Raw genomic sequence first — 26,879 nt, 5'->3', positions numbered from 1 at the left:
CATGCCTGCGCCTCGCAGGGGCGCTCGGCTCCGGCACGCGCGAATGCGCACCGGCACATGATTCGCTCACTACGTTCGCTCATTCGGCGGCGCGCACCGGCGTCGACCGTTCGGCGACGCTCAGCAGCAGCCGCACCGCGTCGGTGATCAACCGGGCCGACAGGGACGGGTCGATGGCGCGCTGAATGCCGAGCCCGAGGCCGAGGCTCAGCACCGTGGCCGCCGCGTCCTCGGCGGGCATCGGCAAGACCAACCCGAGACTGTCGGCCAGGATCTGCAACTGCGCGGCCACCGCGCCGCGCACCGCCCCGAGATTGGACACCAGCGCGGCTCGCAACTCGGGGTCGTCGCGGGAAAGCGTGGCGAATTCGAATTCGAGCATGGTCCAGCCGATGTCGCCGAGCGTGCGTTCGGCCCAGTCCTGGAGCCGCGCGAGCCGGTCGTCCAGGCTCTCTTCCGCGGCGACGAGTTCGGCGACCTCGCCGAACTTGGTGGCGTGGATGTGCTCGAGCACCTCGAGGCACAGCTCCTTCTTGGTGCGGAAGTTGGAGTAGACCGCGCCCTTGGAGTAGCCGGCTTCTTCCGCGACCCGTTCCATCGAGGTCTTCGCGTACCCGTCGGTCAGGAAGAGGTCGCGCGCTGTGGCGACCAGATCGGCCCTGGTGCGGGCCTGACTCTCGGACCGGGTCAGTCGTGCCATGCGGCGATTCTACGTACCCTGAGATTTCGGATACCGAGGGAATTTGAATTCTGCTAGTGTGCGAAACCATGGGTAACAACAACGGGTCACAGCGACGTGGCCTGGCCATCGGTTGCGGCGGCACGGTCGGCGCCGCCTGGATCGTCGCCGCGCTCGCCGCGGTGCGCGACGTGCTCGACTGGGATCCGCGCGAGGCCGACGTCCTGCTCGGCACATCGGCGGGCGCTGAGCTGGTGACCATGCTCGGCAGCGGCGTCGGCGTCGAGGAACTGGCCGCCATGCAGGAAGGCCGCAGCACGAACCCGACCCTGCTCGAGCACATGCGCGACGCGCCGGGTCGGTTCCCGCCGCTGCCCCGTCCCCGCCTCGGCGCACCACGGCTGAGTCTGCGCGCCACGGGCTCGCCGCAGCGGCTGCTCACCGCGGGCAGCGGCCTGCTGCCGATCGGCGGCGGCGACGCCGGACGGTTGCAGCGGCTCGCCGAGCGGCTCAACCCGGGCCGCGACTGGACGCCGCATCCAGCGACCTGGCTCGTCGCCATGGATTACGCCACCGGACAACGGGTTCCGTTCGGCGCGCCGGACGCTCCCCGCGCCACCCTCGGCGCGGCGCTGCGCGCGTCATGGGCGATCCCCGGCTGGCTGCCGCCGGTCTCGATCGCCGGTCGCCGGTTCGTCGACGGCGGCGCCGGGTCCACCGCGTCGGTGGATCTGCTCGCCGGGCAGGGGCTGGACGAGGTCCTGGTTCTCGCGCCGATGGCGTCCGCGTCGCGCGTCCCCGCCACCGGCCCCGGCCACTTCCTGGAACGTCAGCTGCGCGACCGAATGAGCGCCCAGCTCGCCGCGGAGATCGCCGAATTGCGCGCCGCGGGCACCCGGGTGCTGATGCTCGGCGCGACCGCCGAGGACCTGGCGGTGATGGGCCCCAACTTCATGGACGGCCGCCGCCGCCTCGACACCTTCCGGCACAGTCTGCGCAGCACCCGCCGCGCCCTCGAACAAGGAGCGTTCGCATGAGAATTCTCGGACACGAATATCCCGCCATCGATGCGCGGGACGCCAGGGTGCTGATCACCGGCGGCGGCCGCGGCATCGGCCTGTCCACCGCCCAGATCTTCGCCGACGCCGGGGCGGAGGTGGCCATCGCCGATGTCGATACCGCGGCGGCCGAAGCGGCGGCAGCGTCCATCGGCGCGCGTGCCTTCGAGCTCGATGTGCGCGTCCGCGACCAGTGGGACAAGGCCGTCGCCGAGCTCGGTCGCGTCGACATCCTGGTCAACAACGCGGGCGTGATGCCCGCGGGCGCGTTCCTCGACGAGCCCGACGCGGTCGGCCGCGCCACCATCGACATCAATGTCTGGGGCCTGATCCACGGCATGCGCGCGGTGGCGCCGGGGATGATCGCGCGCGGGCGCGGGCACATCGTGAATGTCGCCTCCCTGGCGGGCAAGATCCCGATTCCCGGGCTCGCCGTCTACAACGCCAGCAAGTTCGCCGCCGTCGGCCTTTCTGCCGCAACACGTTTGGAGTTCGCCGAGCAGGGTGTGAGCGTCAGCTGCGTGCTGCCCTCCGCGGTGCGAACCAGGCTGTCGTCCGGCCTGACTCTCGGGCGCGGGATGCCAACGGTCGAACCGGAAGACGTCGCCGCCGCCATCGTCCAGACGCTTCAGACCCGCAAAGCCGAAGTGGCCGTGCCGAATTACCTCGGCCCTCTCGAGGTCGCCCTGGCCGCCGCGCCGGAACGCGCGGTTCAGCTGGTTCGCAAACTGTTCGACGGCAACCGCGCGCTGCATCCCGCCGACGCCGACGTGCGGGCGAAGTACGAGGAACAGGTCCGCTCGATCACGGAGTGAACCCGCTTCCCTTTGGCGCGCAATAGGTATGGAACGCCAGCGCGGTCGCCTGACCTGCGCGTCGGAGCGACCGGCCGGGACCGCGAGACCCACGTCGACGCGAGCACCATGTCGTTTCGCTGCCGCGGAGTCGGGCAGAGCGCGGGATCGGGCACCGATGTTCGCGTCTCACGTCCCCGGCACGAACGATCACGTCGGCGCGAGCAGCATGCCGAGCGCGGCGGCGCCGTCGAGCAGGGCGCGGGATCGGGCAGCGATGCTCGCGTCTCGCGCCGCCAGCACGGAGGAGATCTCGTGCCATCTGTTCGCGCGGCGCAGCTCGGGCATGAGGGCGCGCAGCGGGGCGATCCGGTAACCGGCCCGCCGCAGCTGATTGACGATCCGCGCGTCTCGGACGTCGCTCGGCGTGTACTCGCGCGTTCCTCGTGGCGTGCCGCGACGGGGCACGAGGAGACCTTCGGATTCCCAGTGCCGCAACGTCGACGGCCGCACGCCCAGCGCACCGGCGAGCTCCGCGACGCTCATCGAGTCCGCGGGCCGCACGTCGTCCATCGGCTCGACGGTGATCGCGCCCGCCGCCCGCTTGGCCAGTTCCAGTCCCCGGCGCTCGGTGTCGAGCCCAGCGTGGGCGGCGTCCACGAGGGCGAGCAGATCCGATTCCGGATAAGCGTGCGCGGCGCGCATGATTCGCTTGGCCTCGACCGGGCCCGCGCCCGCCGCGAAGGCGCGATAAGCCAACGCGGAATGCACGTGCGCCTGCGCGTAGGTCCGGTAACCGGCGGCGGTGCGCGTCGCCGGAGGCAGGACCCCGTCGCGTTCGAGATTGCGCACCTGCTGGACCGAGCACCCGGCCCGTCTGGCGACATCGACGGTGCGCAATCCAGGCGATTTGCGACTTGTCATCCTGGCACCTCGGAGTTAGTGGTGTGAAGTCTCCACAAGCACATGAATGAAACGCTAGAACACATGAAGATGGACGAGATCATCGAATTCGTCGCGGCACTCGACGGAGTCCTCACATTGCAGCCGCAACCCGGCGACGGTTCCCCCGAACTCGCCTGGGGCGACGCGTTCTTCTACTACGCCCCCGACGGCGTCGTCCCACGAACGCAACCTTTCGCCACGATCGTGACGAAGGACTACCCCGGCGACGAATCCTCGCACCTGAGCCGCCCCGACACCTTCCGCGTCAACTTCTTCGCCGGAAAAGACGCCTTCCAGAGCTGGACGGGCCGCACACCCCGCGACCCCGCCCCACACGACGCGGACCCGAGCGCCACCGACACCGTCATGGCGCACCCGGTCTACGGAAGTCAGGGCTGGCTCGCGGTGGTGAATCCGGGCGTGCGCACGCAAACAGCTGTCCTGGAACTACTCAGAGCCGCCCACACCCTCGCCCGCTCGCGCGAGAAGCGCCACACTGATCGGGACCGCTAACAAGCCGCACCGAGACGCGCGCCGACCCGCGCGCTGGATATACGCTCCGGCGCAGCCTTCCCCGGCTGGGTTCCGGTCAGGGTCGACCCGTACCTGCGATACACCGAATGGAGGGGTGTTCCGGGCGGGCGAATTCTGGAGTTGGGGTCGGGATACGGCACGACGGCTGTGGCCTCCGCCCAGGCCGGATTCGAGGTCACCGCGGTCGAGATCAGCGACCGCGCGAACTTCACGAGCGGACTGGCGCGGGATGTCACCCACCCGCCGACCTCATGCTCCTGCTCGGCGGAACCGGCCTGACGCTGACCGCAATTGTTGTCGGAGAAAAGACTTCGACCGTCGCATCGCATCCGGGCCTGGTCGGTCTCCTGCGAGAAGAATTCGAGTACCTCGCGATCCTTCACCGAACGGCCGACGGCGGCCCGTGAATACGCCCTTCGCAGCACCGAAGTCACCCCGACTACCCCTGGTGTGGCCGGGGTTCGGGCCGAGAGCAAGTCGGGCGATGGAGGCGACTCCAGTTAGGTAGCGCGCGCACGCGCAGACCGCGCTTAGTGGGGCGATAGCGTCGGGCACGCCGCGGCGCACCGCGTTTCGAACGAGAAGTTCACGCGCGAGACGTGCCCGCGTCGGAAACCGTTCCGGTTCACATGGCAGGCATCTGGGGAGGGCGCGGCGCCGGGTCCGCAGGGTTACGCGCGTCCGCGGAGTGTTAGTTGCCACTCAGTTGCTAACAGTTCGGCCCTCGGCAACGACAGCCCCTTGCGGCCGACCGCTACACACCCGACAGGAGCAGGACAGATGACGACCCGATCGGCGCGGTGCACGCGCTCGCTCAGAGCGATTGCCGCGCAGTACGTCGCAGCGCTGGTCGCACTGCTGGCGACGGCCGTCTTCGGTTACCTGCTCCTGCATCCGCCGCAGCCGAAGGGCACCGCGGAGGTCCCGCAGTCGAGCGTCACCCAGCACTCGCCGCGCTGAACATAACTAGACCGGTCGTCATATCTCGAGGTACCGTGGGCACGTGCCCCCACGAACCGACTCGCGGCAGCGTTTTCTCGACGCCGCCGCCGACCTCTTCCACACCAAGGCCTATCACGCCACGGGCCTCAACGAGCTGGTCAGCGCGGGCGGCGCCCCGAAGGGCTCGCTGTACTTCCACTTCCCCGGCGGCAAGGAGCAGCTCGCGGCGGAGGCGCTGACCCAATCCAGCGCCCGACTGCGCGACATCCTGCGCGCGCTGCTCGCCGACGGCGATACCGACGCGGTGTTCGCCGCGCTCGAACAGAACCTGCTCGCTTCCGATTTCCAACGCGGCTGTCCGCTCGCGACGGTCGCACTGGACGCGGCCGCCGGGAGCGAACCCATCCGGCAAGCCTGCGTCAGCGGGTTCGACTCGTGGCGCGCGGCGATCGAGGAATTCCTGCGGGACAAAGGCCTCGACGCGGCGTACGCCGCCGGACTCTCGGTCGTCACGCTGACCAGCCTCGAAGGCGCGCTGCTGCTCGCCAAGACCCAGCGCGACGTCACCCCGTTGCGCACCGTCGCCGCCCACCTCCGCACCACCATCGAACGGGAGCTCTCCTGATGCGCATCCATCACCTCGACTGCGGCACCATGCGTCCCTTCGGCGGAAAGCTGCTCGACGGCGCGCCCGGCCTGCTGCGCAAATCCGAAATGGTCTGCCACTGCCTGCTTCTCGAACTCGACGACCGGCTGGTCCTGATCGAGACCGGGATGGGCGAGCAGAGCGTGCACCGCCCCAACGAATGGCTCGGCCGCCGCTTCATCAACCTCACCCGCCCGGTCTTCGACCTGGAGCAGACCGCGGTGCGGCAGGTGGAGGCGCTCGGCTTCCGCCGCGAGGACGTGCGCGACATCGTGCTCACCCACCTCGATCTCGATCACGCGGGCGGCCTCGCCGACTTCCCGCACGCCACCGTGCACGTCTACGACGAGGAGCTGCGCGCCTTCCGCGGCGCGCACACCGCGCAGGAGCGATTCCGTTACCGCGCGGCGCAATTCGAGCACGGACCGAAGTGGCAGTCCTACGCCGACCACGGTGAGCAGTGGTTCGGGTTCGAGGCGGTCCGTGAACTGGCCGGGCTGCCGCCGAGCCTCCTGCTGGTGCCGCTGGCCGGGCACACCCGAGGCCACGCGGGCATCGCCGTCGACACCGGAGACGGCTGGCTGCTGGCCGCGGGCGACGCGTACTTCCACCCCGGCCAACTGGACCTCACCCATCCGCACCAGCCGCTCGGCATCACCCTGTTCGAGCGCAGCGTGGAGGCCCTCGGCGGACCGCGGCGCGAGAACCAACAGCGCCTGCGCGATCTGCTCCGTGATCACGGCGAGCTGGTGCGGATCTTCTCCGCGCACAACGCCGCCGAGCTCCGCGCCTTCCAAGGCGTGTCCGCCTGAAACGCCCATCCCGACGAACTCGTGCTGCGCTACCTGCGCTCGCTGGTGGAGTGGGCGGTCGGCGTCGAGGTGACCGCCCCGGTGCGCTCGATCGCCCGTGAACGGGCGGGTTAGCCGTCGGTGGGCACCGGTTCCAGGATCTGCGCGCGGGGCTCGGGCGCGGCGGCTCGCAGCGCGTCGGCCGCGGCGTCGTCCGGCTGGGTCTGCGAGCGGATCTCGGCCTCGACCCTGGCCTGATAGGTCTTGATCTCGCGGTCGATCTCGGCCTCGTCCCAGCCGAGCACCGGCGCGACCAACCTGGCCACCTGCTCCGCGCAGTACGCGCCCCGGTGCGAGTACTCGATGGAGATCCTGGTGCGGCGGGCGAGAATGTCGTCCAGATGCAGCGCGCCCTCGGCCGCCGCCGCGTACACCGCCTCCACCTGGAGGTACGAGGGCGCTTCGGTGATCGGCTGCAACAGCTCCGGCTTGCCCGCGGCCATCGCCATCACCTCGTCGATGAGCGACCCGTAGCGATCGAGCAGGTGCTTCACCCGGTACGGATGCACGCCGTACGCCTCGGCGAGCTGCACCGTCTGATTGACCAGCGCGAAATAGCCGTCCGCGCCGAGCAGCGGCACCTTCTCGGTGATCGACGGCGAGACCCGCGCCGGAATGTCTTGCGCCGCTTCGTCCATCGCGTCGTAGGCCATCACACGGTAGGTGGTGTACTTGCCGCCCGCGATGGCGACCAGACCCGGCGCGATCCGGGCGACGGCGTGCTCCCTGGAAAGTTTCGAGGTGGCTTCGCTCTCACCGGCGAGCAACGGCCGCAGACCCGCGTAGACGCCGGTGATGTCCTCGCTCGTGAGCGGAGTGACGAGCACCTGGTTCACCCGGTCGAGCAGGTAGTCGATGTCCGCCTTGGTGGCGGCCGGGTGCGCCAGGTCCAGATTCCAGTCGGTGTCGGTGGTGCCGATGATCCAGAACGCGCCCCACGGGATGACGAAAAGCACCGAAGTGGCCGTGCGCAGGATGATCGCGGTGTCGCTGACGATCCGGTCGCGCGGCACCACAACGTGCACGCCTTTGGACGCGCGCACGTGGAACCGGCCGCGGTTGTGCGAGAGCGCCTGCACCTCGTCGGTCCACACGCCGGTCGCATTGATGACCACGTGCCCCTTGGCCTCGCCGGAACGGCCGTCCTCGGTGTCGCGGAACCGTACGCCCACGATCCGATCCGACTCCCGCAGGAACCCGACGACCTGGGTGGACATCCGGATGACCGCGCCGTAGTGCGCGGCCGTCCGCGCCACCATCATGGTGTGGCGGGCGTCGTCGACGACGGTGTCGTAGTAGCTGACGCCGCCGATCAACGAGTCGCGACGCAGACCCGGAGCCAGCCGCAACGCGCCCGCGCGCGTCAGATGATGCTGCCCCGGAACGGATTTCGCACCGCCCATGGTGTCGTAGAGCATCAGCCCGGAAGCGACGTACGGCCGCTCCCACACCCTGCGGGTCAGCGGATAGAGGAAGCGGAGCGGCTTCACAAGGTGCGGCGCCAGCCGGGCCAGCGCCAGCTCGCGCTCGCGCAGCGCCTCGCGCACCAGACCGAACTCCAGCTGTTCCAGATACCGCAGCCCGCCGTGGAACATCTTCGACGACCTGCTCGAGGTGCCAGAGGCCAGATCCCGCGCCTCCACCAGCGCGACCGAGAGACCACGGGTCGCCGCGTCCAGCGCGATTCCCGCGCCGACCACACCGCCGCCGATGACGATGACGTCGAAGTGTTCCTTGCCCAACCGCTGCCAGGCCGTACGGCGCTGCTCCGGGCCGAGGAACTGCGATTCCGGTTTCATGGTCATGCTCGACTCCTCCAGCCGCCTCGCCTGCGTCGGACGTACGGGTCTTCACGGGCACCGATCGAGCTGTTCTCGTACAGGCTATGCGAATCGCCACGCCGAGCGCCGGTCGGCGCGGCTCCGTGTGTCGTGCGGAACTACTCGCCGGTAACCACCTCAGCCTAATCCCGCGGCGATCATGCCGCGATGTGATACCGAGCGCGCTGGGCGTTTAGTAGCCTGCTGCAATGCGTCGCTATGTGGCCGCCATCGATCAAGGCACGACATCGAGCAGGTGCATCGTCTTCGACCGGCGTGGCCGCGTCGTCGGGGTGGCCCAGCGCGAACACGAGCAGCTCTTCCCGCGGCCGGGCTGGGTCGAACACGATGCCGAAACCATCTGGCGCAATACCGAATCGGTGATCGGCGAGGTGCTGGAGCGCAACGGCCTCGGCGCGGACGACATCGCCGCCGTCGGCGTCACCAATCAGCGGGAGACCACCGTGGTCTGGGAACGCGCCACCGGAAAGCCGATTCACCATGCCATCGTCTGGCAGGACACACGCACCGATCGGCTCGTCACCGAGCTCGGCGGCGAGGCGGGCCCGACCCGCTATCAGGACCGCACCGGACTGCCGCTGTCCACCTACTTCGCCGGCCCCAAGCTGCGCTGGATCCTGGACCACGTGCCGGGCGCGCAGGAGCGCGCCGAGGCGGGCGAGCTGTGCTTCGGCACCATCGACAGCTGGGTGCTGCGGAACCTGACCGGACGGCACATCACCGACGTCACCAACGCCTCACGCACCATGCTGATGGATCTGCGCACCCTGCAATGGGATTCGGAGATCTGCGCGGAATTCCGGATACCGGAGGCGATGCTGCCCGAGATTCGCAGCTCCTCGGAGGTGTACCGCGAGATCACCTCCGGTCCGCTGCGCGGCGTTCCGGTCGCCGGCATTCTCGGCGACCAGCAGGCCGCCACCTTCGGCCAGGCCTGCCTGATCCCAGGCGAGGCCAAGAACACCTACGGCACAGGCAATTTCATGCTGCTCAACACCGGAACCACCCCGGTATTCAGCAAGCACGGACTGCTCACCACGGTCTGTTACCGGCTCGGCGACCAGCCCGCGGTGTACGCCCTGGAAGGCTCCATCGCGGTGACCGGGTCGCTGGTGCAGTGGTTCCGCGACAATCTCGGCATCATCGATTCCGCCGAGGAGATCGAGGAACTGGCGAGCAGCGTCGCCGACAACGGCGGCGCCTACATCGTGCCGGCGTTCTCCGGGCTGTTCGCGCCGCGCTGGCGGCCCGACGCCCGCGGCGTGATCGCCGGACTCACCCGATTCGTCAACAAGGCGCACCTGGCGCGAGCGGTTCTCGAATCCACCGCGTTCCAGACCCTCGAGGTGGTCGACGCGATGCGCGCCGACGCCGAATCCCAGCGGCTCGACCTGGAATTGACCACGCTGAAGGTCGACGGCGGCATGACCGGCAACGACCTGCTCATGCAGTTCCAGTCCGACATCCTGGACGTGCCTGTGGTCCGGCCGGTCGTCACCGAGACCACCGCGCTCGGCGCTGCCTACGCCGCGGGCCTCGCCGTCGGCTACTGGTCCGGCACCGACGACATCCGCGCCAACTGGGCCGCCGACACCACCTGGCAGCCGAGCATGAGCGCTGAGGACCGCGAGGAGCACATCGCGGCGTGGAACAAGGCGGTCGAGCGCACCTACAACTGGGTCGACTGAACGCGGGGCGGGCGGCGCGTCATCCGGCGTGCGCCGTGGCCAGCCGGTCGACCGCCTGCTCGAGCACGGCCGCGTCGGAGGTGGTGAAGCACATGCGCATCGAGTTGCGGTAGCCGTTCTCGACGGCGAACGCCGCGCCGGGCACGTAGGCGACGCCCGCGTCCAAGGCGCGCGGCAGCAGCAGCTGGGTGTCGGTGCCATCGGTGAAGTCGGCCCACACGAACATGCCGCCCGCGGCGTCGGTGCAGACGACGCGGTCGCCGAAGCGGGCGCGCACCGCGTGCACCAGGGCCTTGGCCCGTTCGCCGTAGACGCCACGGACGTGGTCGACGTGAGTGGTGAGCCAGTCCCGGTCCGCGAGGAGCTCCGCGGCGATCTGCTGGGTGAGCGCCGAACCGCACAGATCCGCGCCCTGTTTCAGCAGTTCCACCGCCCTGCACACGGGGTCGGGGGCGACCATCCAACCGACCCGCAGGCTCGGCGACAGGATCTTGGACGCACTGGAGAGCCGAATCACGTTGGGCGAGTAGGTCGCCACCGGTTCCGGGGCGGGCTGGTCGAACCAGAGTTCACCGTACGGGTCGTCCTCGATGACCCAGAAGCCTTGGGCCTGCGCGAGTTCGGCGAGTTCGCGGCGACGCGCGCTGCTCATGGTCACCCCGCCGGGGTTGTGGAAGTTGCTCACCGTGTGGACGACCGCGGGCCGCTCGCCGCGCGCGAGCAAATCGCGCAGCACGTCGACGCGCATGCCCTCGCCGTCCAGCGGCACCGCGACGATGCGCGCACCGGCCGCGCGGAAGACCTGGAGCGCGCCGACGTACGCCGGGTCCTCGACGACCACCAGCGCGCCGGGATCGAGCAGCACCTCGGCCAGCAGCGACAGCGCCTGCTGCGAACCGTGCGTCACGAACACCTCGTCGAGCGGCACCGAGCGCCCGAGGCGGCCGGACTCGCGCTCGGCGAGCACGTCGCGCAGCGGGGCCCAGCCGGGCGATTCGGTGTACTGGAGGCAGCCGCTGCCGCGCAGCGCCGAATCGGCCGCCGTCGCGATGCGCTCGCGCGGCATCAGTTCCGCGTCCGGCAGTCCGCCCGCGAGGCTGATCACCTCGGCCCGCGCGGTCAGCTTGAGCAGGTCACGAATCGCCGAGCTCTTCAGTCCGCCGAGCTTGCCTGCCAGCGGTGGAACAGTCGGCGACATGGAAACCTCCCAGGGGAACGCCACGGTACGCGATATCCCACTGTCGCACATCGCTACCAGAATATGAAATTCCTATCTCAAAATATGAGAATTACGGACGCTCCTTGATGGACGAGACCAGGGTCTTGCCGTCCTTCTCCACCGTGGTCACGGTCTGCTTGTAGACGATCGTCGAGCCGTCGGGACGATGCTCACGCAGGTCCACCTCGTAGGTGCCAGGCGTGACCTCGAACATCCAGAGGCAGTGCGTCGTCCCCTTCGGGATCAGCTCGTCGATGGCCTTCTGGATGACCTCGCCGGTCGAGATGTTCACCGCGTCCGGCGCGACGAACTTGCGCACCCGCTCGCCGCTGCGCTCGACATAGAACGCGTACTGGAAGCCGAGGATGGCGTCCGGGCCGCTGTCGGTGCCGCCAGGGCCGTTGCCGCGGGTCATATTGCCGTCGCGGGCGGACGGGCATCCTCCGGCGGCGCTGGTAGAAACAGGCGGCGGCGCGGCGGTCGCGCCTTCGTCATCGCCCCCGTTGACCGCGACGATCGTCACAACGAGACCGATCAGCACGGCGAGCGCGGCAGCGACACCCAGCACGATCCAGCGGGTGTTGCTCCCGCCGGAGCTGCTGGAGGACGCGACGGGCGCACTCGGCGCGAGCCGCTTGGCGATCGGATCGTCGGCCCAGGACAACCCGGCGTCGGACTTGCTCGGCGGCGGCTTCGGCACCTCGCCGGATTCGCTCGGGCTGTTCCACCAGCGTTCTGGCGTCGCGCCCGCGGGCGCGACGGTGTGCCGGACGGTCGCATCGGAGGACACGTCCCGTTCGGCCTCGGGCGCGGGGCGCGCCGGCGGTGCGGGCGGGGTGTCCGGGAAGACCGTGGCGTCGGGCGCGCGATACTGCGGCGGCGTCGGCGGGACGGGCGGCGATTCGGCGGCGGGCCGCCAGCCGACGTCCGGATGATCGCCCGCGGGCTCGGGCCACTGCGGACCGACCTCGCCCAGCTGTGGACCACCGAACTCGCTCACCGGCGGACCGAAGCCGCCGCCGACCGGCGGGCCGAAATCCCCGGTCGGCGGGCCGAACTCGTTCAGCGGCGGACCGAACTGTGACCCGGGCCGGTCGGCTTCGTTGTCCTTCGCGTCACCCTCGGAGCCCACACCCAATCCTTTCCAGAACACACGTGTGGGGCGGTCGAGAACGACCGCCCCACCCGTTGAACAGCTCGTGTCAGTACTGGAACGAGCCACCCCACTGCGTGGTCACGCCAGCCACGTCGACCGTCTGCGGAGCCAACTCGCCCGGCGGAACAATCGGCGGAAGTTTAACCTGCGCGGCGGCTTCCAGCGCGGCGGCGCCACCCGGCTGAGCGGCGATCCACTGCTCGACCGACGCCTTGGCCAGGTTCACCTGGGTGGTGTCGAGCACGAAGGAGCTCGTGTTGGGCGCCAGACCCTCGCCACCGGTGTAGCTGGTGACCTTGATCGTGTTGACGTCGACGAACTCGACCGACACACCGGCCTCGCCCTTACCGGTCGGGGTGTTGTAACCGACAGTGCCGACGTAACCGGCCTCGTTCCGGAAGTGGTGGGTGTTGGCCACGAAACCGGGCAGCACGGCGCCGCCGTCGATGTTGGCGCCGAATTCCTGGTGCGGGCCGGTCATTTCGACGACCGGCGCGGCGGGCGCGGTCTGCAGGCGCGGGGCCTCCCAGCGCGGCTGCTGCACCAGCGTCTCCGACTCCGAAGGCGTTGCGGAGCGCGGCTTTTCCGGCTGCGCGGCGCGCGCGTCGGCGTCGCCACCCGGCTGGGCACCGCTCTCGCCGCCCGGCCGCGTTTGGCCCGGCTGCCCCGGCTTCGGGTCGTTCGACTCGGTGCCGGGAACGACGACGACCGGCTGCACGGGCTCGACCTGCCCCGGCACCGGCAGCGGCGCGACGCGCGGCGTGGTGACACCCGGCTGGGTCGGCGCCGCTAGCTTCGGGTCCTTCTTCGGATCCGGCATCACCTGGTTCGGATCCGGAGTGGTGACACCCGGCTGGCTCGGCGTCGGCTTCGCCTCCGGCTTGTTCGGGTCCGCCTGCTCGGGCTTGCCCGGCTGCGGCTGCGTGGTCTCCGGCGTGTTCTCGGCCTGCGGCGTCTCGGTGCCAGGCTGCACCGGAGCCGGTGTGGTCGGTGTGCTCGGATCGTTCGGAACTGCCCCCGCCGGCGCCGCGAACAATGTAGCCACAGCGGCCGCGGTGGCCAGTGGCAACGATGTGCTAGCCATCGCTCGCTGCGCCCGACTCGGCTTACGATGTTTCACTTTTCGCCAATCCCTTTCCCGGGTGCGGCCGATTCGGTCGCACTCAGTTTTGTCCCTGGTGAGACGCGCCGCGATCGCCGAACTACCCGAGGGCCGTTCGCTGTTCGGTTTCGGAAAGGACCTTCCCCCCACACCAGAACCACGCGACCGCCCGCCGATCGCATCTCTGCGGGCAGTCAACCACAGTTGCGCCGTGCAGGCAACGCGGTGAAATACCCGAGCCGACAACGTCACTCGACGCGTCGAGCGATGGCGCCGCGAGAACCGCGGCGCGGCGCGTCAATCCAGATCGTCGTGGCGCATGAGGAGGCGGGCGGCCTCGGTGACCGAGCCGGTCAGCGACGGGTACACCGAGAAGGTCTGGGCGAGATCGTTGACGGTCAGGTTGTTCTGCACCGCGAGCGCGATCGGCAGGATCAGCTCGGAGGCGATCGGCGCGACCACGACGCCGCCGATCACCACACCGGTGGCCGGGCGGCAGAAGATCTTGACGAAGCCGCGGCGAAGACTCGACATCTTGGCCCGCGGGTTGGTGTTCAGCGGCAGCATCACGGTGCGCGCGGGCACCTCGCCGTTGTCGATCGCGTTCTGGCTGACGCCGACCGTGGCGATCTCCGGCCGGGTAAAAACGGCCGAGGCGACGGTCTTGAGCCGGATCGGGCTGACGCCCTCACCCAGCGCGTGATACATCGCGATGCGCCCCTGCATAGCGGCCACCGAGGCGAGCGGAAGCAGGCCGGTGCAGTCGCCCGCGGCGTAGATGCCGGACACCGAAGTGCGCGAGACGCGATCGACCCGCAGGTAGCCGCCGCGATCGAGCTCGACGCCCGCCTCCTCCAGGCCGAGGTCCTCGGTGTTCGGTGTGGAACCGACGGTCATCAGCGCGTGCGTGCCCGCGACGGTGCGGCCGTCGGAAAGCTTGACCACGATGCCTTCCGCGGTGCGCTCGACGGCGTCGGCTCGCGCGTGCTTCACCAACTCGACGCCGCGCTCGGCCAGCGCTTCCTCCAGCACGAGGGCGGCGTCGGCGTCCTCGTGGGGCAGCACCCGGTCGCGGCTGGACACCAGCTTCACCCGGACGCCCAATTCCGTGTAGGCGGAGACGAATTCGGCGCCGGTCACACCGGAACCGACCACCACCAGGGTCTCCGGCAGCTCGCGCAGGTCGTAGAGCTGACGCCAGTTCAGGATGCGTTCGCCGTCGGGTTCGGCGCCTGGCAGCACGCGCGGGCTCGCTCCGGTGGCGATCAGCACCACCTCGGCCTCGATCGTCCGTTCGCGCTCGCGGCCCGCGTCGAGCTTCACCAGCACGCGATGCGGCGCCCGGCCTCCCCCGTTCTCGGCCAGCTTGGCGCAGCCGGAGAGCACGGTCACGCCCGCGGACTGCAGCTTGGAACGGATATCGGAGGACTGGGCCAGTGCCAGCGCCTTGACGCGCGCGTTCACCTCGGGCAGCTGGACGCCCGCCTGGCTCGGATCGAGCGTGATTCCGAGGTCCCTGGCCCGGCGCAGATCCGTGCGCACTCCGGTCGAGGCGATGAAGGTCTTGGAAGGGACGCAGTCCCACAACACACACGCGCCACCGATGCCGTCGCGGTCGATCAGTGTCACGTCCGCGCCGTGCTGTGCCGCGACGAGGGCCGCCTCATAACCGGCCGGTCCGCCACCGATGATCGCAATGCGGGTCATGGATACCTCCGCTCGAGCTGTCGACCGGGATCTCCGGTACCTGGCTAACGTTAGTGGTCGGGCCGTTGTCGGTCGCGCCACACCTGGCCGTTGCGCCGGGAACACGGCGTCATGTGGGCGGGATAGCGGCGATCCGGTGGCATCATTGGCTACCCTTTGCAGGTGCCGATCTACGCCGCCTACGGGTCCAACATGGACTCGACCCAAATGCTCGAGCGCTGTCCGCACTCCCCCATGTCCGGTACCGGCTGGTTGGAGGGCTGGCGATTGACCTTCGCCGGCGACGACATCGGGTGGGAAGGGCCGCTGGCGACGGTCGTAGAGGATCCGGGGTCGCGGGTGTTCGTCGTGCTCTACGACGTCTCACCCGAGGACGAGCAACTGCTCGACCGCTGGGAGGGCTCGGACTTCGGCATCCACAAGAAGATCCGGTTGCGCGTCACGCCCAGTCCGGGCAGCGGCACCGAGCCGCGGCTGGCCTGGCTGTACGTGCTGGACGCCTACGAGGGCGGCCTACCCTCCGCGCGCTACCTCGGCGTGATGGCGGACGCGGCCGAAAAGGCGGGCGCGCCAGAGGAATACGTGCACGCGCTACGCACCAGGAACAGCCGCAACGTGGGACCAGGAAACTACTCGATCTGAGAACGAACGAGAGAACCCCGCCGCCGGGCGCTCACCCGGGCGGCGGGGTTCTCTCGTTTCGACTACTCGAGTCTTTCTGCGAGAACTCGGCTCTTCGCGAGAACTCAGCGCGGCGGCTGCTGGAGCACGATGTTCGACAGCACCCGCACGCCCACCTCGAGCGCGCGCTCGTCGAGGTCGAAGGTCGGCTGGTGCAGATCGAGCTGTTCACCGTGGCCGGACCAGACGCCGAGGCGCGCCATCGCGCCCGGCACCTCCTCCAGGTACCAGGAGAAATCCTCGCCGCCACCGGACTGGATGGTGTCGGCCAGCGCGTCGGGGCCGAGCGCGCGGATCGCGTCCTCGAAGAGCCTGGTCGAGTGCTCGTCGTTGACCACGGGCGGCACGCCGCGGCGGTAGTTGAGCTGGTATCGCACCCCGGTCGGCGCGAGCAGACCGTCGACGATCTCGTGCACCATCGGCTCGAGCAGCGACCACGTCGCGTGGTCACCGGTGCGGACGGTTCCGGTGAGCATGCCCGTCTGCGGTATGGCGTTCGGCGCCTTGCCCGCCGACACCGCGCCCCACACCATCACGGTGCTGGTCCGCGGATCGATGCGGCGGCTGAGCAGGCCGGGCAGGCCGGTGATCACGGTGCCGATCGCGTAGACGAGGTCGCTCGTCAGGTGCGGCCGCGAGGTGTGGCCGCCCGGCGAGTCGAGCACCAGCTCGATGGTGTCGGCGGCCGAGGTGATCGCGCCGACGCGGATGCCGACGCGGCCGACCTCGAGGCGCGGATCGCAGTGCAGCGCGAAGATCCGCTCCACGCCTTCCATCACACCCGCGGCGACCAGGTCGATCGCGCCGCCCGGCATCACTTCCTCGGCGGGCTGGAAAACCAGCCGCACGCCGACCGGCAGATCGGGCACCTCGGCGAGGGCGAGCGCGGTGCCGAGCAGGATCGTGGTGTGCGCGTCGTGGCCGCAGGCGTGCGAGACGCCGGGCACGGTCGAGGCGAAGGGGAGACCGGTGAACTCCTGCAGCGGGAGCGCGTCCATGTCGGCGCGCAGGCCGATGCGCGGGCCATCGGGGCCGATGTCGCAGATCAGACCGGTGCCGCCCGGCATCTTCTGCGGCGAGAGACCCGCCTTGGTCAGCCAGGCCGCGACGAACTCGGTGGTGCCGAACTCGGTGCGGGACAACTCGGGGTTGGCGTGGATGTGCCTGCGCCATTGCACGAGGTCGACCGCGTGCTCGGCCAGCCACGAATCGACCGCATCCGGGCCGGTCACGACGCTGTTCGTCGCGACGCCGCCCGGCGCCTCCTGGTTCAGGCACGCCGCGCCCTTGGGCCCGGTGGCTCGCGCCGAGGTGTTCGACAATGCGGCACTCGCGGGGCCCTCGGTGGTAGCGCGCGCCGCCTCCTGGCCCGTCGCTCGCGCCGCCGGTCGGCCTGTAGTGCTCACCGAATGTCCTCCTGTCGTTGAACGAGTCGTTGCAACAACCTGTCTCTGTGTTTTTCATCGCGGGCGACGGCGATTGCGGTACGCGCGAGCGCGACCGCGCCATCGGTTACGGCGCGATCCGCCGAGGCGTTGACACTGGCCGCGGCGAACCCCGGTTGATGTGTCACCGCCCCACCGGCATCAATGCCGATGACCGGATGAATGCCCGGGATGACGTTGGTGACATTGCCCATATCGGTGCTGCCGAGCGGTCGCTGCGCCTCGAGCTCCGGTGCGATCGGCACCCGTCCGAGGTCGGCGATCTGCTCGCGATAGGCACACAGTAACGCCGGATCGGGCGTCAACTCGGTATATGTCGGCGCGAGCGTCCGGATTTCGTGGGTGCAGCCGGTCGCGATGGCGCCCGCCTCGAAACAAGCCGACGCTCGTCGCATCAGATCGTCGAGAGATGCGGAGTCGACTGCGCGTAGGTAGTACAGCAGTTCCGCACGTCCGGGCACGATGTTGGGGGCTACGCCACCGTCGCTGACTATACCGTGAAGTTGCTGACCAGGGTGAAGATGCTGCCTCAGCAAACCAAGAGCTACCTGCGCGACGGTGACCGCATCTCCCGCGTTGCGGCCGTGCTCAGGTGCCGCGCTGGCGTGCGCCTCGTGCCCGTGGAAGATCACGCCGATGTCGGCGAGGGCCAGCGAGTGCGCGCCCGCGATGTCGTACGGACCCGGGTGCACCATCATCGCCATCGCGATGTCGTCGAAGACGCCGCGCTCCAGCATGAGAACCTTGCCGCCGCCGCTCTCCTCGGCGGGCGTACCGAGCACCACAACGGTGATGCCGAGTTCGTCGGCCACCTCGGCGAGACCGAGCGCGGCGCCGACGGCCGACGCGGCGATGATGTTGTGCCCGCAGGCGTGCCCGATCCCGGGCAGTGCGTCGTATTCGGCGCAGATGCCGACCGTCAGCGGCCCGCTTCCGTAGCCCGCGCGAAACGCCGTCGGCAGGTCTGCGACGCCGGTACTGACGTCGAAACCGCGCTCGGCGAGCGGCTCGATGACCTTGGCGACGCTGCGCGTCTCCTCGAAAGCCAGCTCCGGCTCGGCGTGAATGGCGTGCGACAGATCGATCAGCCGCTCGGCCGCGGCCGCCACGGCGGCATCGGACGCCGCCGCGGCGTCGTCGGCGCTGCTCGGTGGTGGCATGGGACACAGTCTGGCACTGTGACGCGCTTCGGGCGCGCCGGTGCCGGTGCGTCCGGTCACATCGGGGCCGGACCAGGGGTTATCCGGCGGCGAACGCCAGGTTCTCCTTGGTGGTCGGCACAGCGAGTCCGGCCAGCGCGTCGGCGTGCAGCGCGCGCTTGATGACCGGCAGGTTCGGCTTGCGGTTGCCCGCGAGTGCCGCGGCGTACCCGACGGCGGTGTCCAGCAATGCGTCGGCTTCGGCGGCCTGGTCCACGATGGCCGCCGCGACGGCCTGGTCGGCCGGGTAGCGGTGGCCGGTGGTCATGGCCTGCACGCACACCTGGTTGCTCAGGCGGTTGGTGAGCAGGGCGTTCATCCCGACGGTGAACGGCATGCCCAGGTGCACCTCGGGCAGGCTCCAGAAGCCGCGATCGGCCCGCATGACGCGGAAGTCGTGCGAGGTGGCCAGCATCGCGCCCGCGCCGAACGCGTGCCCGTTGATCGCGGCGACCGTGGGCATCGGGAAGGCGAGCAGGCGGGTGTAGAGGGAGTGCACCTTGTCCAGGTAGCCGTGGATCTCGCCGAGGTTGCCGAACAGCCAGTCGGTGTCGAGACCGTTGCTGAAGAACTTGCCGGTGGCCGTTGTGACCAGCGCCGCGGGCCCCTCGGACGCCTCGACCTCGTCGAACAACCCGTGCACCTGATCGATCCAGTCCGGATGGAAGCGGTTCTCGCTGTCGGTCTGTCCCTCGTTCCCGAGGTACAGCACGAACACATCACCTTGACGCTCCAGATACGGCATGCGTGCAGCGTATCGCCATCGGCGCCCACTCCTACTCGCGGGTAACGCACCGCTCGCACCGCGAGAACGCAACCCCGGAAAGACAGATCGCTCCCCGGCGAACAATCCAGCTTTCCAACGCTGAACACGCGACGCAAACGCAACATATTCGCCCTCCCAGCCACCCCAGGGCGAGTCTTACGAGCCCGTTCGCGGCCGTCTCGCTTCCCAGCAGCCGAGACGCATGCGACGCAGTCGCGAGTCTCGGCTGCTGGGAAGCGAGACATAAGGGGCCGCGAACCCCGCGCGCGCCAGCGCGCCACAGACACAGCAACATAGACTCTTCCCATGCTTGCCGAACAGGCCGCCGAGGCGATCGCTGAACTTACGGGAGTCGAGCGCCACCGGGTGGCCGTCGTGTTGGGATCGGGGTGGCAACCCGCGGCGGCCGAGGTCGGCGCGCCGTCCGCGTCGATACCGATGCCGGAACTGCCCGGATTCGGCGAACCGACCGCGCAGGGCCACGTCGGCATGGTGCATTCGGTGCACGTCGGCGAGACGCCGGTGCTGCTGCTGATGGGCCGCCAGCATCTCTACGAGGGCTATCAGCCCGCCGACGTGGTGCACCCGGTGTCCGCCGCGGTGGCGGCGGGCGCGGAGATCGTGGTACTGACCAACGCGGCGGGCGGCATCCGGCCCGACCTGCAGGTCGGCGAGCCGGTCCTGATCAGCGACCACCTCAATCTCACCGGACGCACCCCGCTGGCGGGGGCCGCGTTCGTCGACTTGGTCGACGCGTGGGACCCCGAATTGCGGGCGCTGGCAAGCGAAGTCGACCCGAGCCTGACCGAGGGCGTCTACGCGGGCCTGACCGGACCGCAGTACGAGACGCCCGCCGAGATCCGCATGCTGCGCACCATCGGCGCCGACCTGGTCGGCATGTCGACGGTGCTGGAGGCCATCGCCTGTCGCTCGCTCGGCGCACGGGTACTCGGCATCTCGCTGGTGACCAACCTGGCCGCGGGCGTGACCGGCGAACATCTCTCGCACGCCGAGGTGCTCGCCGAGGGCAACGCGGCCGCGCCCCGGCTCGGCAAGCTGCTGCGCGGCGTGCTGGAGCGGCTCTAGATGCTGCGATTCGGGACCGCGGGTCTGCGCGGGCCGCTGCGCGATGGCCCGGACGGCATGAACGTGACGACCGTGAGCAGGGCGACGGCGGGCGTCGTCGACTGGTTGCGCGGCCGGTGCCTCGGCGGCGGACGCGTCGTTGTTGGCCGCGACGCAAGGCACGGCTCCGCCGATTTCGCCGCCGCGGTCGCGGAAATTTTTGCGGCGGCGGGCTTTCCGGTCACGCTGCTGCCCGGCGCGGTGCCTACGCCGGTGGTCGCGTACGCGGTGCGTGAACTGGGCGCGGTGGCCGGTGTGCAGATCACCGCGTCGCACAATCCGCCCGCGGACAACGGCTACAAGCTGTACCTCGACGGCGGCTCGCAGTTGATCGCCCCGGCCGACACCGAGATCGAGCGCTGCATCGAAGCGGTCGGCGAGCCGATCCCGCGCGTCCACGTCGCGGAGTCCGACGACGAGCTCGTGCGCCGCTATCTCGCGCGCGTGGCCCGGCTCCCCGAACTCGTCGGCGGCCCCGGCCCGCGCGCCGACGTCCGAATCGCGCTGACGCCGCTGCACGGAGTCGGCGGCGAGGTCGCCGTGCGAGCACTGGCCGCGGCGGGCTTCTCCGACGTACACGTAGTGGCCGAGCAATTCGCGCCCGATCCCGACTTCCCCACCGTGGCCTTCCCGAATCCGGAGGAGCCCGGCGCCGCCGATCTGCTGCTCGCGCTGGCCAAACGAGTGGACGCCGATGTGGCCATCGCGCTCGATCCCGACGCGGATCGCTGCGCGGTCGGCGTGCCGGGGCCGGACGGCTGGCGCATGCTGCGCGGCGACGAAACCGGTGTGCTGCTCGGTGATTGCGTGCTGCGCACCGCCCCGCCGGATGCGCTGGTGGCCACCACGATCGTGTCCTCGCGGCTGCTGTCGAAGCTGGCGCAGGCCCGCGGGGCCCGCTACGCCGAGACGCTCACCGGCTTCAAATGGCTGGCGCGCGCCGGCGACGGCCTGGTGTACGCCTACGAGGAGGCCATCGGTCACTGCGTCGACCCGGCGGCCGTTCGCGACAAGGACGGCATCTCGGCGGCCGTGCTCACCGCCGACCTGGTGGCAAGGCTGAAGACCGAACGGCGCACGCTGCTCGACGAACTCGACGATCTCGCCGTCGAATTCGGGCTGCACGCGGGCGATCAGGTCGCACTGCGGCTGGCCGACGCCGACGCCGCCGCTGCGGTCGTCGAGCGGCTGCGCGCCGACCCGCCCGGCGAGATCGCGGGCGAGCCGATGAAATACGCGGACCTGCTCCAGGCGCGCGGTCGGATGCGCACCGACGCGCTGGTCTTCGACGGCGCGGGCGCCCGGGTGGTGATCCGGCCGTCCGGTACGGAACCGAAACTCAAGTGCTACCTGGAGGTCGTCGAGCCGGTCGCCGACCGCGCCGGGCTGCCCGCCGCGAGAAGCGCTGCCGCCCAACGGCTCTCCGCGCTCTCCGAGTTCTGCCGCGCGCTGTAGCCGGGCAGCGCTTGTTCGCCGCGCGACGTCGAGCGCGTCAGCGCGGGCCGAACTGGCGGTCGCCCGCGTCGCCGAGACCGGGGACGATGTAGGCGTCGGCGTTCAGACCCGCGTCGACGGTCGCGGTCACCAGTCGCTCCAGCAGCCCCGACTTCTCCAGCACGGCAAGGCCTTCCGGCGCGGCGACGACGCAGACCGCGGTGATGTCCGTCGCCCCGCGGGCGGCGAGCAGTTCGAGTGTGTGCCGCATGGAACCGCCGGTGGCCACCATCGGGTCCAGCACGTACACCGGGATTCCGGCGAGATCCGCGGGCAGTGACTCCATGTACGGCACCGGCTGGTGCGTGGTCTCGTCCCTGGCGATGCCGACGAAACCGACGTGTGCGTTGGGTATCAGCTCGGCCGCGGCGTCGACCATGCCGAGCCCGGCGCGCAACACCGGGACGAGCAGCGGCGGATGGGCCAGCCGCACGCCCTCGGCGAATGCCACGGGAGTCTCGATCTCGTACCTGGTCACGGGCGCCTCGCGCAGCGCTTCGTAGACGAGGATGCCGGTGAGATCGCGCAGCGCGTTACGGAAGACCGCGTTCGTCGTGCGCGCGTCGCGCATCGTCGTCAGCAGTGTGGCGGCGAGTGGGTGGTCCACGGTGTGCGTACGCATGAGGGAACGATAAGGTTCGAAGCGAGTTCGGCGTCGAACGTCTCCGTGAATTTTTTCGGACGCGGCGGAACCGAATGGCAAGGCGGCGCGTCGAACCAATTGGATGACGTACTCTGCCTGGGAACGAACAGATGGGGGAAGCACTATGGCAAAGATGTCGGCTGACACCGAAGGCATCGCTGCCTACGGCGCCACCGCCGAGGTGATGGCCGGTGAAATGGCCGGTGTCGCAACGGGAGCCGCGGGCGCTTCGCCCGCCTTGCTCGGTCCGATCATGGGCCTCATCGGCGGGGATTTCATGGCCGCGTACGCCGCGGCGCACGCCGGTCACGTCGCGTCGATCGCGCAACTGTCCGCGGTCCTTTCCAGCATGGGCGGCGCGGCGGCCGGCGCGGCGACCGTGCTCACCGAGACCGACATGAACAACGCGGCCGCGCTGAGGTCCGCCGACCTGGACGGATGAGCCGGTGATCGACGTCAACCTCCTCGTCAAGCCACTGCTCGATCTGCTCGGCAGCTTCGGCACCGGCGTGCTGCCCACCGGCGGCCCGGCCGACGCGCTGACCAGCACGTCGGCGGCGCTGGATCAGCTGCACCAGTTGGGCCGCAACAGCATCAATCAGATGAACACGGCGTGGGACGGCGTCGCCGCCGACGCGGCGACCGCGAAAGCGCTGCGCGTGCAGACCTCCGCGGCCAACATCTCGGACCGTGGCAACGAGATGGCAACCGTCGTCGAGCAGGCCGCCACCGAGGTCGAGACCGGACAGAAGGATCTCGACACCATCGTGCAGTCCTTCGTGAGCACCGCGACGGCGCTCGGCCCGACCATCACGACGCCGCCGGGATTCATGGCGCTGGTCGGCACCGCCATCGATCATCTGAACCAGGGCCTCGGCGTCGTCGGCCGGGTGCGCAACGAGCTGGACACGCAGACCGCGTCGATGACCCAGCTGACCCCGCCACCGTCCAGCCCGTCGCTCGCATCGCTGCCGAGCGCGCTGACCAGCTCGGCGAGCTCCGGCATCTCGGGCCTGATGGGCGTCGTCGGCCAGGCCGGTTCGCTGGTCACCAGCATCGCGAGCAGCTCGGTGCAGAACGTCTCCAAGGTGAGCCCGGGAAACAGCAACAACTCGAGCTCGTCCAACTCGCAGAAGCCCGGCAGCAACACCACCGCTACGCCGAGCGGCAAGGACGGCGTGAAGATCACCCTGCCCGATGGCAGCGTCGTCGAGGCGCCGAACGAGAAGGCCGCGACCGCGGTCCAATCGGCGCTGAGCGCGGTCGGCACCCCCTACGTCTGGGGCGGCAACTCCCCCGGTGCCGGCATCGACTGCAGCGGCCTGACGAAATACGCGTACGGCGAGGCGGGCGTCGAACTGCCGCGCTTGGCCCAGGAGCAGCACATCGGGCACCCGCAGGTCTCGCCCGGCGATCTGATGCCCGGTGACCTGGCCGTATGGGACGGTCACGTCGCCATGGTCGTCGGCAACGGGCAACTCGTCGAGGCCGGCGATCCGGTCTCGGTCAGTTCCATCCGAACGGAGAACATGGGTATGGAGTTCTACGGCTTCTACAGGCCGACGGCATGACCGATCAGCAGGTTCCGAACGTCACCCTCGCGGTCAGCCAGAACCGGTCCGGCACCATCGCGGTGCGTGCGACCGATCAAGGCATGCCGGTCGAGATCAAGTTCGAACGCAGCGAATACCGTTACGGCGCACAGGCTCTCGCCAACGAGATCCTGCGCCTGACCCAGCGCTCGGCCATCGCCGCGCGCGCCAAGCGTCGCGAGGTCCTCGCCGAGGCGGGCATGCCCGCGGACGTGCTCGACCGGCTCGGACTGCCCACCCGGCAGCAGGCGGTCGACGAGCTGGATCGCATCGACGACGCCGACACGGGACCGACGAGCTGGATGAGGCCGGTATGAGAGCGATCCGAGGGAAGCGAGGTGCAGGCCCAATGAGCGAACGCAGTGAGCGAATCATGTGCCAGCGCGCCGCGCGCATGCCGGAGCCGAGCGTCAGCGAGGTGCAGGCATGAGCGCAGAGATGGACGCGCTCGTCGCGAACGCGACCCAGAAACTGGAGGCGCTGGAGGCCGCGCTGTACGGCCTCAAGCAGGTGCGCGGCCAGTTCACGACCGAGGACGGCGCGGTCACCGTCGAGGTGAACAGCGAGGGTGCGCTGGTCGGCCTTTCGCTGTCCGAGGCGGTCACGTCGATGGCGCCCGCCGACGTCTCCCAGCTGATCGTCTGGGCCTGCCGGCAGGCCTCCGAGGACGCCGGAGCGCAGCGGTCGAAGGTCGTTGCGACACTGAACGAGTCGTTCGCCCCGGCGCCCGGCGGCGCGGCGGGCGCCGTTGGGGGCGGGCCGGATAGTGCCTGAGCCGGAAGGTCGATAGGCTTCCGCACATGGCTTCTGGAGACATCGTCCCGATCGAGCTCGGCCTGACCGACGGCGATCTCGTCACCCTGTGGGCACCGCGTTGGCGCGACGGTGACGACGAGTGGATGGCATTCCTCGGTCACGAGGATTCCCTCTATGGTTTCGATACCGTCGCCGAGCTTGCCGCGTTCATCCGGACCAACTCCGACAACGATCTGGTCGACCATCCCGCGTGGAAGGTCGTCGCCGGGCTGTCGGCGGTGGAACTGGAGCCGGAGGAGAATTTCAGCTTCGACCTGGTCGCGGTGCCCGAGCTGGCCGCGGGCGACCCCGACGTGGAGACCATCGCCGAGCTGGAGGACACCCTCGGCATGGTCCGCAACATCGGTGAGGTGTGCGAGCTGGAGACGGTCACCAAGTTCTTCGGCTCGCACCCCGTGCTCGGCGCGCTGCCGGGCGGGGTGACCGCGTTCGTCGGGCGCGACGGCGAGGAACTCTGGGACCAGATCGGCTCCGCCATCGCCAAGGACTGGGACGCGGTGCTCGACGCCATCGACTCGGTGGTCGCCACCCCGGACGTGGACGCCGAGGCCGTCGCGGTCGCCGAAGCCGAATTGCTCGCCGCCGAGGAGAACGTGGTCGACGCCGACGACGCGGCCGACAGCGACGAGGACGAGGAGTTCGAGCCCGTCGACCTGGACGAAGAGGAAGAAGACGAGGAAGAGGACGACTCGTTCTGGCACGAGGTCGGCATCGACCCGGTCAAGATCGTGACCGCGGATGGCACCCACTTCACGCTGCGCTGTTACCTCGACGACGAGCCGATCTTCCTCGGCAAGAACGGCACGATCACCGTGTTCGGTTCCGAGCGCGCCCTCGCCCGCTACCTGGCCGACGAGCACGACCACGATCTGGCGAAGGTGAGCACCTACGCCGAGGTACAGACCGCCGCCGTGGACGGTTCGCTCGAGGTCGAGGTGGACGACGAGAACGTCTACGTGCTACCCGGCCTGGCGGACGATCTGGCCGAGGGCCCGGAGGCGGTCGACATCGAGCAGCTCGATCTGGCCGTCGAACTGTTCACCGATGCCGCCGACTACGCCGAGGACGACGCGGTGGAGCAGGCGCTGGCCCAGTCCACTCCCCTTGGCTGGTACGTCTCCTACCTGCTCAATCCGGACCCGACCCGGATGGCGCCGAACCCGCCGTTCGCCGCGGAAGCGCAGAGCTGGCGCGAGCTCGAGCGCGCGTTCGAGGCTCGGCTCGCGCCGCAGTAGTCCGCGGAGTGGGGGCCGGATCCGTTCGGCCCCAACTTATTTCAGCCGGATCCAGATGTGCTCGGAGTGCCCGAGCAGCCGCTCGTCGGCGCCGTACACCGCGGCGGCGGTGAAGATCTTGCGACCCTGCTCGCCCTGACTCTCTCCGACCACCACGCACGGCTCGCCCGCCTCGGGCAGGTCGAGCACCGTGGCGGTCATAGAGCCGAGCAGCGCGGGCTGGGACAGCATGTCCGGCACCGACCAGCCACCTGGGCAGTCCAGCGTCGCCCACAGCAGCGCCGTGCCCATCGGCAGCGATTCGTCCGGCGTCCATGGGGCCGCGACCACGCCTGCGCGCACCGGCCCCGGCCACAAACGCAGGCCGTCCTCGCGCGCGTTTCCGCAGACGAAGCAGTACGCGAACATCTCATTGGTCTCGAACGAGCTGGCAGCCTTCTCCGCCAGGTCACGTGGGACCGGTCCCGGGGTGTCCCGTTCGAACGCCCCGGCCCGCGATTCGGCGATGAGACGCTCACCGTCGAACAACTTGCCGTCCTCCAGCCGCAACGGCGTGTCGAGCGGGGCCGGGTTGCGCAGCATGACCGTCACCGTGTCCTCGTCCCGGTGTTCGGCGAGGCGCCCGGCGACGTACCCGCCGTTACCCGAATCCGGCGGGCCGTTGAATCGACCGGGAATCTGCACCATCGTCACGACATCCCACGATAGACCGCCCCGGCGG

At 69.7% G+C, this 26,879-nt stretch carries 27 protein-coding genes; 15 read left to right on the top strand and 12 right to left on the bottom strand.

Features of this window, described 5'->3' with window-relative positions; all coding sequences use genetic code 11:
• Positions 1-79: 79 nt before the first annotated feature.
• A complete protein-coding gene (locus NX1_RS19165; RefSeq protein ID WP_068061075.1) occupies positions 80-700 on the bottom strand; it encodes a TetR/AcrR family transcriptional regulator in 621 nt (206 codons plus the stop codon).
• 68 nt (positions 701-768) lie between these two features.
• Here NX1_RS19165 and NX1_RS19160 point away from each other — a divergent pair, with 68 nt between their 5' ends.
• Both NX1_RS19160 and NX1_RS19155 read left to right on the top strand, forming a co-directional pair.
• The gene (locus NX1_RS19160; RefSeq protein ID WP_068061072.1) at positions 769-1,716 is read left to right on the top strand and encodes a patatin-like phospholipase family protein; all 948 of its coding nucleotides are present in this window, start codon (positions 769-771) and stop codon (positions 1,714-1,716) included.
• A complete protein-coding gene (locus tag NX1_RS19155) occupies positions 1,713-2,552 on the top strand; it encodes an SDR family oxidoreductase (RefSeq protein ID WP_068061069.1) in 840 nt (279 codons plus the stop codon). Before NX1_RS19160 ends, NX1_RS19155 begins: the two co-directional genes overlap by 4 nt.
• Positions 2,553-2,741: 189 nt before the next feature.
• On the opposite strand, the gene NX1_RS19150 is transcribed toward NX1_RS19155, so the two are convergent.
• A complete protein-coding gene (locus tag NX1_RS19150; RefSeq protein ID WP_068061067.1) occupies positions 2,742-3,455 on the bottom strand; it encodes a MerR family transcriptional regulator in 714 nt (237 codons plus the stop codon).
• Between the two features lie 63 nt (positions 3,456-3,518).
• Between NX1_RS19150 and NX1_RS19145 the strand changes: the two genes are divergently transcribed.
• From NX1_RS19145 to NX1_RS19125, 4 genes are all read left to right on the top strand, one after another.
• Positions 3,519-3,989, top strand: coding sequence for a DUF6194 family protein (locus tag NX1_RS19145; RefSeq protein WP_068061066.1), 471 nt, complete (start codon positions 3,519-3,521; stop codon positions 3,987-3,989).
• Between the two features lie 801 nt (positions 3,990-4,790).
• Complete coding sequence (locus NX1_RS19135; protein ID WP_068061059.1) at positions 4,791-4,970, top strand: hypothetical protein; 180 nt, start codon at positions 4,791-4,793, stop codon at positions 4,968-4,970.
• A gap of 43 nt (positions 4,971-5,013) precedes the next feature.
• Complete coding sequence (locus NX1_RS19130; RefSeq protein ID WP_068061056.1) at positions 5,014-5,577, top strand: TetR/AcrR family transcriptional regulator; 564 nt, start codon at positions 5,014-5,016, stop codon at positions 5,575-5,577.
• Complete coding sequence (locus NX1_RS19125) at positions 5,577-6,410, top strand: MBL fold metallo-hydrolase (protein WP_068061054.1); 834 nt, start codon at positions 5,577-5,579, stop codon at positions 6,408-6,410. The genes NX1_RS19130 and NX1_RS19125 overlap by 1 nt, the downstream gene beginning before the upstream one ends.
• 110 nt (positions 6,411-6,520) lie before the next feature.
• Here NX1_RS19125 and NX1_RS19120 read toward each other — a convergent pair whose 3' ends face one another.
• Entirely contained in the window at positions 6,521-8,254 is a 1,734-nt protein-coding gene (locus NX1_RS19120) for a glycerol-3-phosphate dehydrogenase/oxidase (RefSeq protein ID WP_068061052.1), read from the bottom strand.
• A gap of 224 nt (positions 8,255-8,478) precedes the next feature.
• On the opposite strand from NX1_RS19120, the gene glpK reads away from it, so the two are divergent.
• A complete protein-coding gene (gene glpK, locus NX1_RS19115) occupies positions 8,479-9,978 on the top strand; it encodes a glycerol kinase GlpK (protein ID WP_068061049.1) in 1,500 nt (499 codons plus the stop codon).
• A 19-nt stretch (positions 9,979-9,997) separates the two neighbouring features.
• On the opposite strand, the gene NX1_RS19110 is transcribed toward glpK, so the two are convergent.
• The 4 genes from NX1_RS19110 to NX1_RS19095 all read right to left on the bottom strand — a co-directional run bounded on the left by NX1_RS19110 (position 9,998) and on the right by NX1_RS19095 (position 15,162).
• Complete coding sequence (locus NX1_RS19110; RefSeq protein WP_068061198.1) at positions 9,998-11,176, bottom strand: aminotransferase-like domain-containing protein; 1,179 nt, start codon at positions 11,174-11,176, stop codon at positions 9,998-10,000.
• Positions 11,177-11,267: 91 nt separating this feature from the next.
• Entirely contained in the window at positions 11,268-12,329 is a 1,062-nt protein-coding gene (locus NX1_RS19105; RefSeq protein ID WP_245668577.1) for a DUF8176 domain-containing protein, read from the bottom strand.
• Positions 12,330-12,399: 70 nt separating this feature from the next.
• Positions 12,400-13,326: a hypothetical protein gene (locus NX1_RS19100; RefSeq protein WP_245668576.1), complete on the bottom strand. Its 927-nt coding sequence runs from the start codon at positions 13,324-13,326 to the stop codon at positions 12,400-12,402.
• A gap of 426 nt (positions 13,327-13,752) precedes the next feature.
• Positions 13,753-15,162 (bottom strand): NAD(P)H-quinone dehydrogenase, encoded by a 1,410-nt coding sequence (locus NX1_RS19095; RefSeq protein ID WP_068061043.1) that lies wholly within the window; start codon positions 15,160-15,162, stop codon positions 13,753-13,755.
• Between the two features lie 162 nt (positions 15,163-15,324).
• On the opposite strand from NX1_RS19095, the gene NX1_RS19090 reads away from it, so the two are divergent.
• Positions 15,325-15,804, top strand: a complete 480-nt coding sequence (locus NX1_RS19090) for a gamma-glutamylcyclotransferase family protein (RefSeq protein ID WP_068061192.1) — start codon at positions 15,325-15,327, stop codon at positions 15,802-15,804.
• Positions 15,805-15,908: 104 nt separating this feature from the next.
• Here NX1_RS19090 and NX1_RS19085 read toward each other — a convergent pair whose 3' ends face one another.
• The 3 genes from NX1_RS19085 to NX1_RS19075 form a co-directional block, all read right to left on the bottom strand.
• Entirely contained in the window at positions 15,909-17,075 is a 1,167-nt protein-coding gene (locus NX1_RS19085; protein ID WP_068061189.1) for a M20 family metallopeptidase, read from the bottom strand.
• A 170-nt stretch (positions 17,076-17,245) separates the two neighbouring features.
• Entirely contained in the window at positions 17,246-18,448 is a 1,203-nt protein-coding gene (locus tag NX1_RS19080; RefSeq protein WP_068061182.1) for a M20 family metallopeptidase, read from the bottom strand.
• A 79-nt stretch (positions 18,449-18,527) separates the two neighbouring features.
• Entirely contained in the window at positions 18,528-19,232 is a 705-nt protein-coding gene (locus NX1_RS19075; protein ID WP_068061040.1) for an enoyl-CoA hydratase-related protein, read from the bottom strand.
• A 327-nt stretch (positions 19,233-19,559) separates the two neighbouring features.
• Here NX1_RS19075 and NX1_RS19070 point away from each other — a divergent pair, with 327 nt between their 5' ends.
• Both NX1_RS19070 and NX1_RS19065 read left to right on the top strand, forming a co-directional pair.
• Entirely contained in the window at positions 19,560-20,339 is a 780-nt protein-coding gene (locus tag NX1_RS19070; protein WP_068061038.1) for a purine-nucleoside phosphorylase, read from the top strand.
• Complete coding sequence (locus NX1_RS19065) at positions 20,340-21,833, top strand: phospho-sugar mutase (protein WP_068061035.1); 1,494 nt, start codon at positions 20,340-20,342, stop codon at positions 21,831-21,833.
• Between the two features lie 37 nt (positions 21,834-21,870).
• Here NX1_RS19065 and upp read toward each other — a convergent pair whose 3' ends face one another.
• The gene (upp, locus tag NX1_RS19060) at positions 21,871-22,494 is read right to left on the bottom strand and encodes a uracil phosphoribosyltransferase (RefSeq protein ID WP_068061032.1); all 624 of its coding nucleotides are present in this window, start codon (positions 22,492-22,494) and stop codon (positions 21,871-21,873) included.
• Positions 22,495-22,648: 154 nt separating this feature from the next.
• On the opposite strand from upp, the gene NX1_RS19055 reads away from it, so the two are divergent.
• From NX1_RS19055 to NX1_RS19035, 5 genes are all read left to right on the top strand, one after another.
• On the top strand, positions 22,649-22,957 hold the full coding sequence (locus NX1_RS19055; RefSeq protein WP_245668575.1) for a hypothetical protein: 309 nt from the start codon (positions 22,649-22,651) through the stop codon (positions 22,955-22,957).
• A gap of 4 nt (positions 22,958-22,961) precedes the next feature.
• A complete protein-coding gene (locus NX1_RS19050) occupies positions 22,962-24,086 on the top strand; it encodes a C40 family peptidase (RefSeq protein ID WP_068061027.1) in 1,125 nt (374 codons plus the stop codon).
• A complete protein-coding gene (locus NX1_RS19045; protein ID WP_068061023.1) occupies positions 24,083-24,424 on the top strand; it encodes a hypothetical protein in 342 nt (113 codons plus the stop codon). The genes NX1_RS19050 and NX1_RS19045 overlap by 4 nt, the downstream gene beginning before the upstream one ends.
• Positions 24,425-24,533: 109 nt before the next feature.
• Positions 24,534-24,881: a YbaB/EbfC family nucleoid-associated protein gene (locus NX1_RS19040; RefSeq protein ID WP_068061020.1), complete on the top strand. Its 348-nt coding sequence runs from the start codon at positions 24,534-24,536 to the stop codon at positions 24,879-24,881.
• A 26-nt stretch (positions 24,882-24,907) separates the two neighbouring features.
• Positions 24,908-26,158: a SatS C-terminal domain-containing protein gene (locus NX1_RS19035; RefSeq protein ID WP_068061017.1), complete on the top strand. Its 1,251-nt coding sequence runs from the start codon at positions 24,908-24,910 to the stop codon at positions 26,156-26,158.
• A gap of 36 nt (positions 26,159-26,194) precedes the next feature.
• Here NX1_RS19035 and NX1_RS19030 read toward each other — a convergent pair whose 3' ends face one another.
• Positions 26,195-26,845 (bottom strand): hypothetical protein, encoded by a 651-nt coding sequence (locus NX1_RS19030; RefSeq protein WP_068061014.1) that lies wholly within the window; start codon positions 26,843-26,845, stop codon positions 26,195-26,197.
• Between the last annotated feature and the right edge of the window lie 34 nt (positions 26,846-26,879).

Origin of the sequence: Nocardia xishanensis NBRC 101358 (genome assembly GCF_001613365.1) — a bacterium.
In the GTDB taxonomy this organism is placed as follows: Bacteria; Actinomycetota; Actinomycetes; order Mycobacteriales; family Mycobacteriaceae; genus Nocardia; species Nocardia xishanensis.
The sequence above is the reverse complement of the archived record's forward strand: the minus strand, read 5'-3'. Positions and strand labels throughout refer to the sequence as shown.

Excerpts from the sequence above, each read along its gene's own strand:
- NX1_RS19165 (WP_068061075.1), bottom strand. The coding sequence starts at position 700 with ATGGCACGACTGACCCGGTCCGAGAGTCAGGCCCGCACCAGGGCCGAT.
- NX1_RS19160 (WP_068061072.1), top strand. The coding sequence starts at position 769 with ATGGGTAACAACAACGGGTCACAGCGACGTGGCCTGGCCATCGGTTGC.
- NX1_RS19155 (WP_068061069.1), top strand. The coding sequence starts at position 1,713 with ATGAGAATTCTCGGACACGAATATCCCGCCATCGATGCGCGGGACGCC.
- NX1_RS19150 (WP_068061067.1), bottom strand. The coding sequence starts at position 3,455 with ATGACAAGTCGCAAATCGCCTGGATTGCGCACCGTCGATGTCGCCAGA.
- NX1_RS19145 (WP_068061066.1), top strand. The coding sequence starts at position 3,519 with ATGAAGATGGACGAGATCATCGAATTCGTCGCGGCACTCGACGGAGTC.
- NX1_RS19135 (WP_068061059.1), top strand. The coding sequence starts at position 4,791 with ATGACGACCCGATCGGCGCGGTGCACGCGCTCGCTCAGAGCGATTGCC.
- NX1_RS19125 (WP_068061054.1), top strand. The coding sequence starts at position 5,577 with ATGCGCATCCATCACCTCGACTGCGGCACCATGCGTCCCTTCGGCGGA.
- NX1_RS19120 (WP_068061052.1), bottom strand. The coding sequence starts at position 8,254 with ATGACCATGAAACCGGAATCGCAGTTCCTCGGCCCGGAGCAGCGCCGT.
- glpK (WP_068061049.1), top strand. The coding sequence starts at position 8,479 with ATGCGTCGCTATGTGGCCGCCATCGATCAAGGCACGACATCGAGCAGG.
- NX1_RS19110 (WP_068061198.1), bottom strand. The coding sequence starts at position 11,176 with ATGTCGCCGACTGTTCCACCGCTGGCAGGCAAGCTCGGCGGACTGAAG.
- NX1_RS19095 (WP_068061043.1), bottom strand. The coding sequence starts at position 15,162 with ATGACCCGCATTGCGATCATCGGTGGCGGACCGGCCGGTTATGAGGCG.
- NX1_RS19080 (WP_068061182.1), bottom strand. The coding sequence starts at position 18,448 with ATGCCACCACCGAGCAGCGCCGACGACGCCGCGGCGGCGTCCGATGCC.
- NX1_RS19075 (WP_068061040.1), bottom strand. The coding sequence starts at position 19,232 with ATGCCGTATCTGGAGCGTCAAGGTGATGTGTTCGTGCTGTACCTCGGG.
- NX1_RS19070 (WP_068061038.1), top strand. The coding sequence starts at position 19,560 with ATGCTTGCCGAACAGGCCGCCGAGGCGATCGCTGAACTTACGGGAGTC.
- NX1_RS19065 (WP_068061035.1), top strand. The coding sequence starts at position 20,340 with ATGCTGCGATTCGGGACCGCGGGTCTGCGCGGGCCGCTGCGCGATGGC.
- upp (WP_068061032.1), bottom strand. The coding sequence starts at position 22,494 with ATGCGTACGCACACCGTGGACCACCCACTCGCCGCCACACTGCTGACG.
- NX1_RS19055 (WP_245668575.1), top strand. The coding sequence starts at position 22,649 with ATGTCGGCTGACACCGAAGGCATCGCTGCCTACGGCGCCACCGCCGAG.
- NX1_RS19045 (WP_068061023.1), top strand. The coding sequence starts at position 24,083 with ATGACCGATCAGCAGGTTCCGAACGTCACCCTCGCGGTCAGCCAGAAC.
- NX1_RS19040 (WP_068061020.1), top strand. The coding sequence starts at position 24,534 with ATGAGCGCAGAGATGGACGCGCTCGTCGCGAACGCGACCCAGAAACTG.
- NX1_RS19035 (WP_068061017.1), top strand. The coding sequence starts at position 24,908 with ATGGCTTCTGGAGACATCGTCCCGATCGAGCTCGGCCTGACCGACGGC.
- NX1_RS19030 (WP_068061014.1), bottom strand. The coding sequence starts at position 26,845 with ATGGTGCAGATTCCCGGTCGATTCAACGGCCCGCCGGATTCGGGTAAC.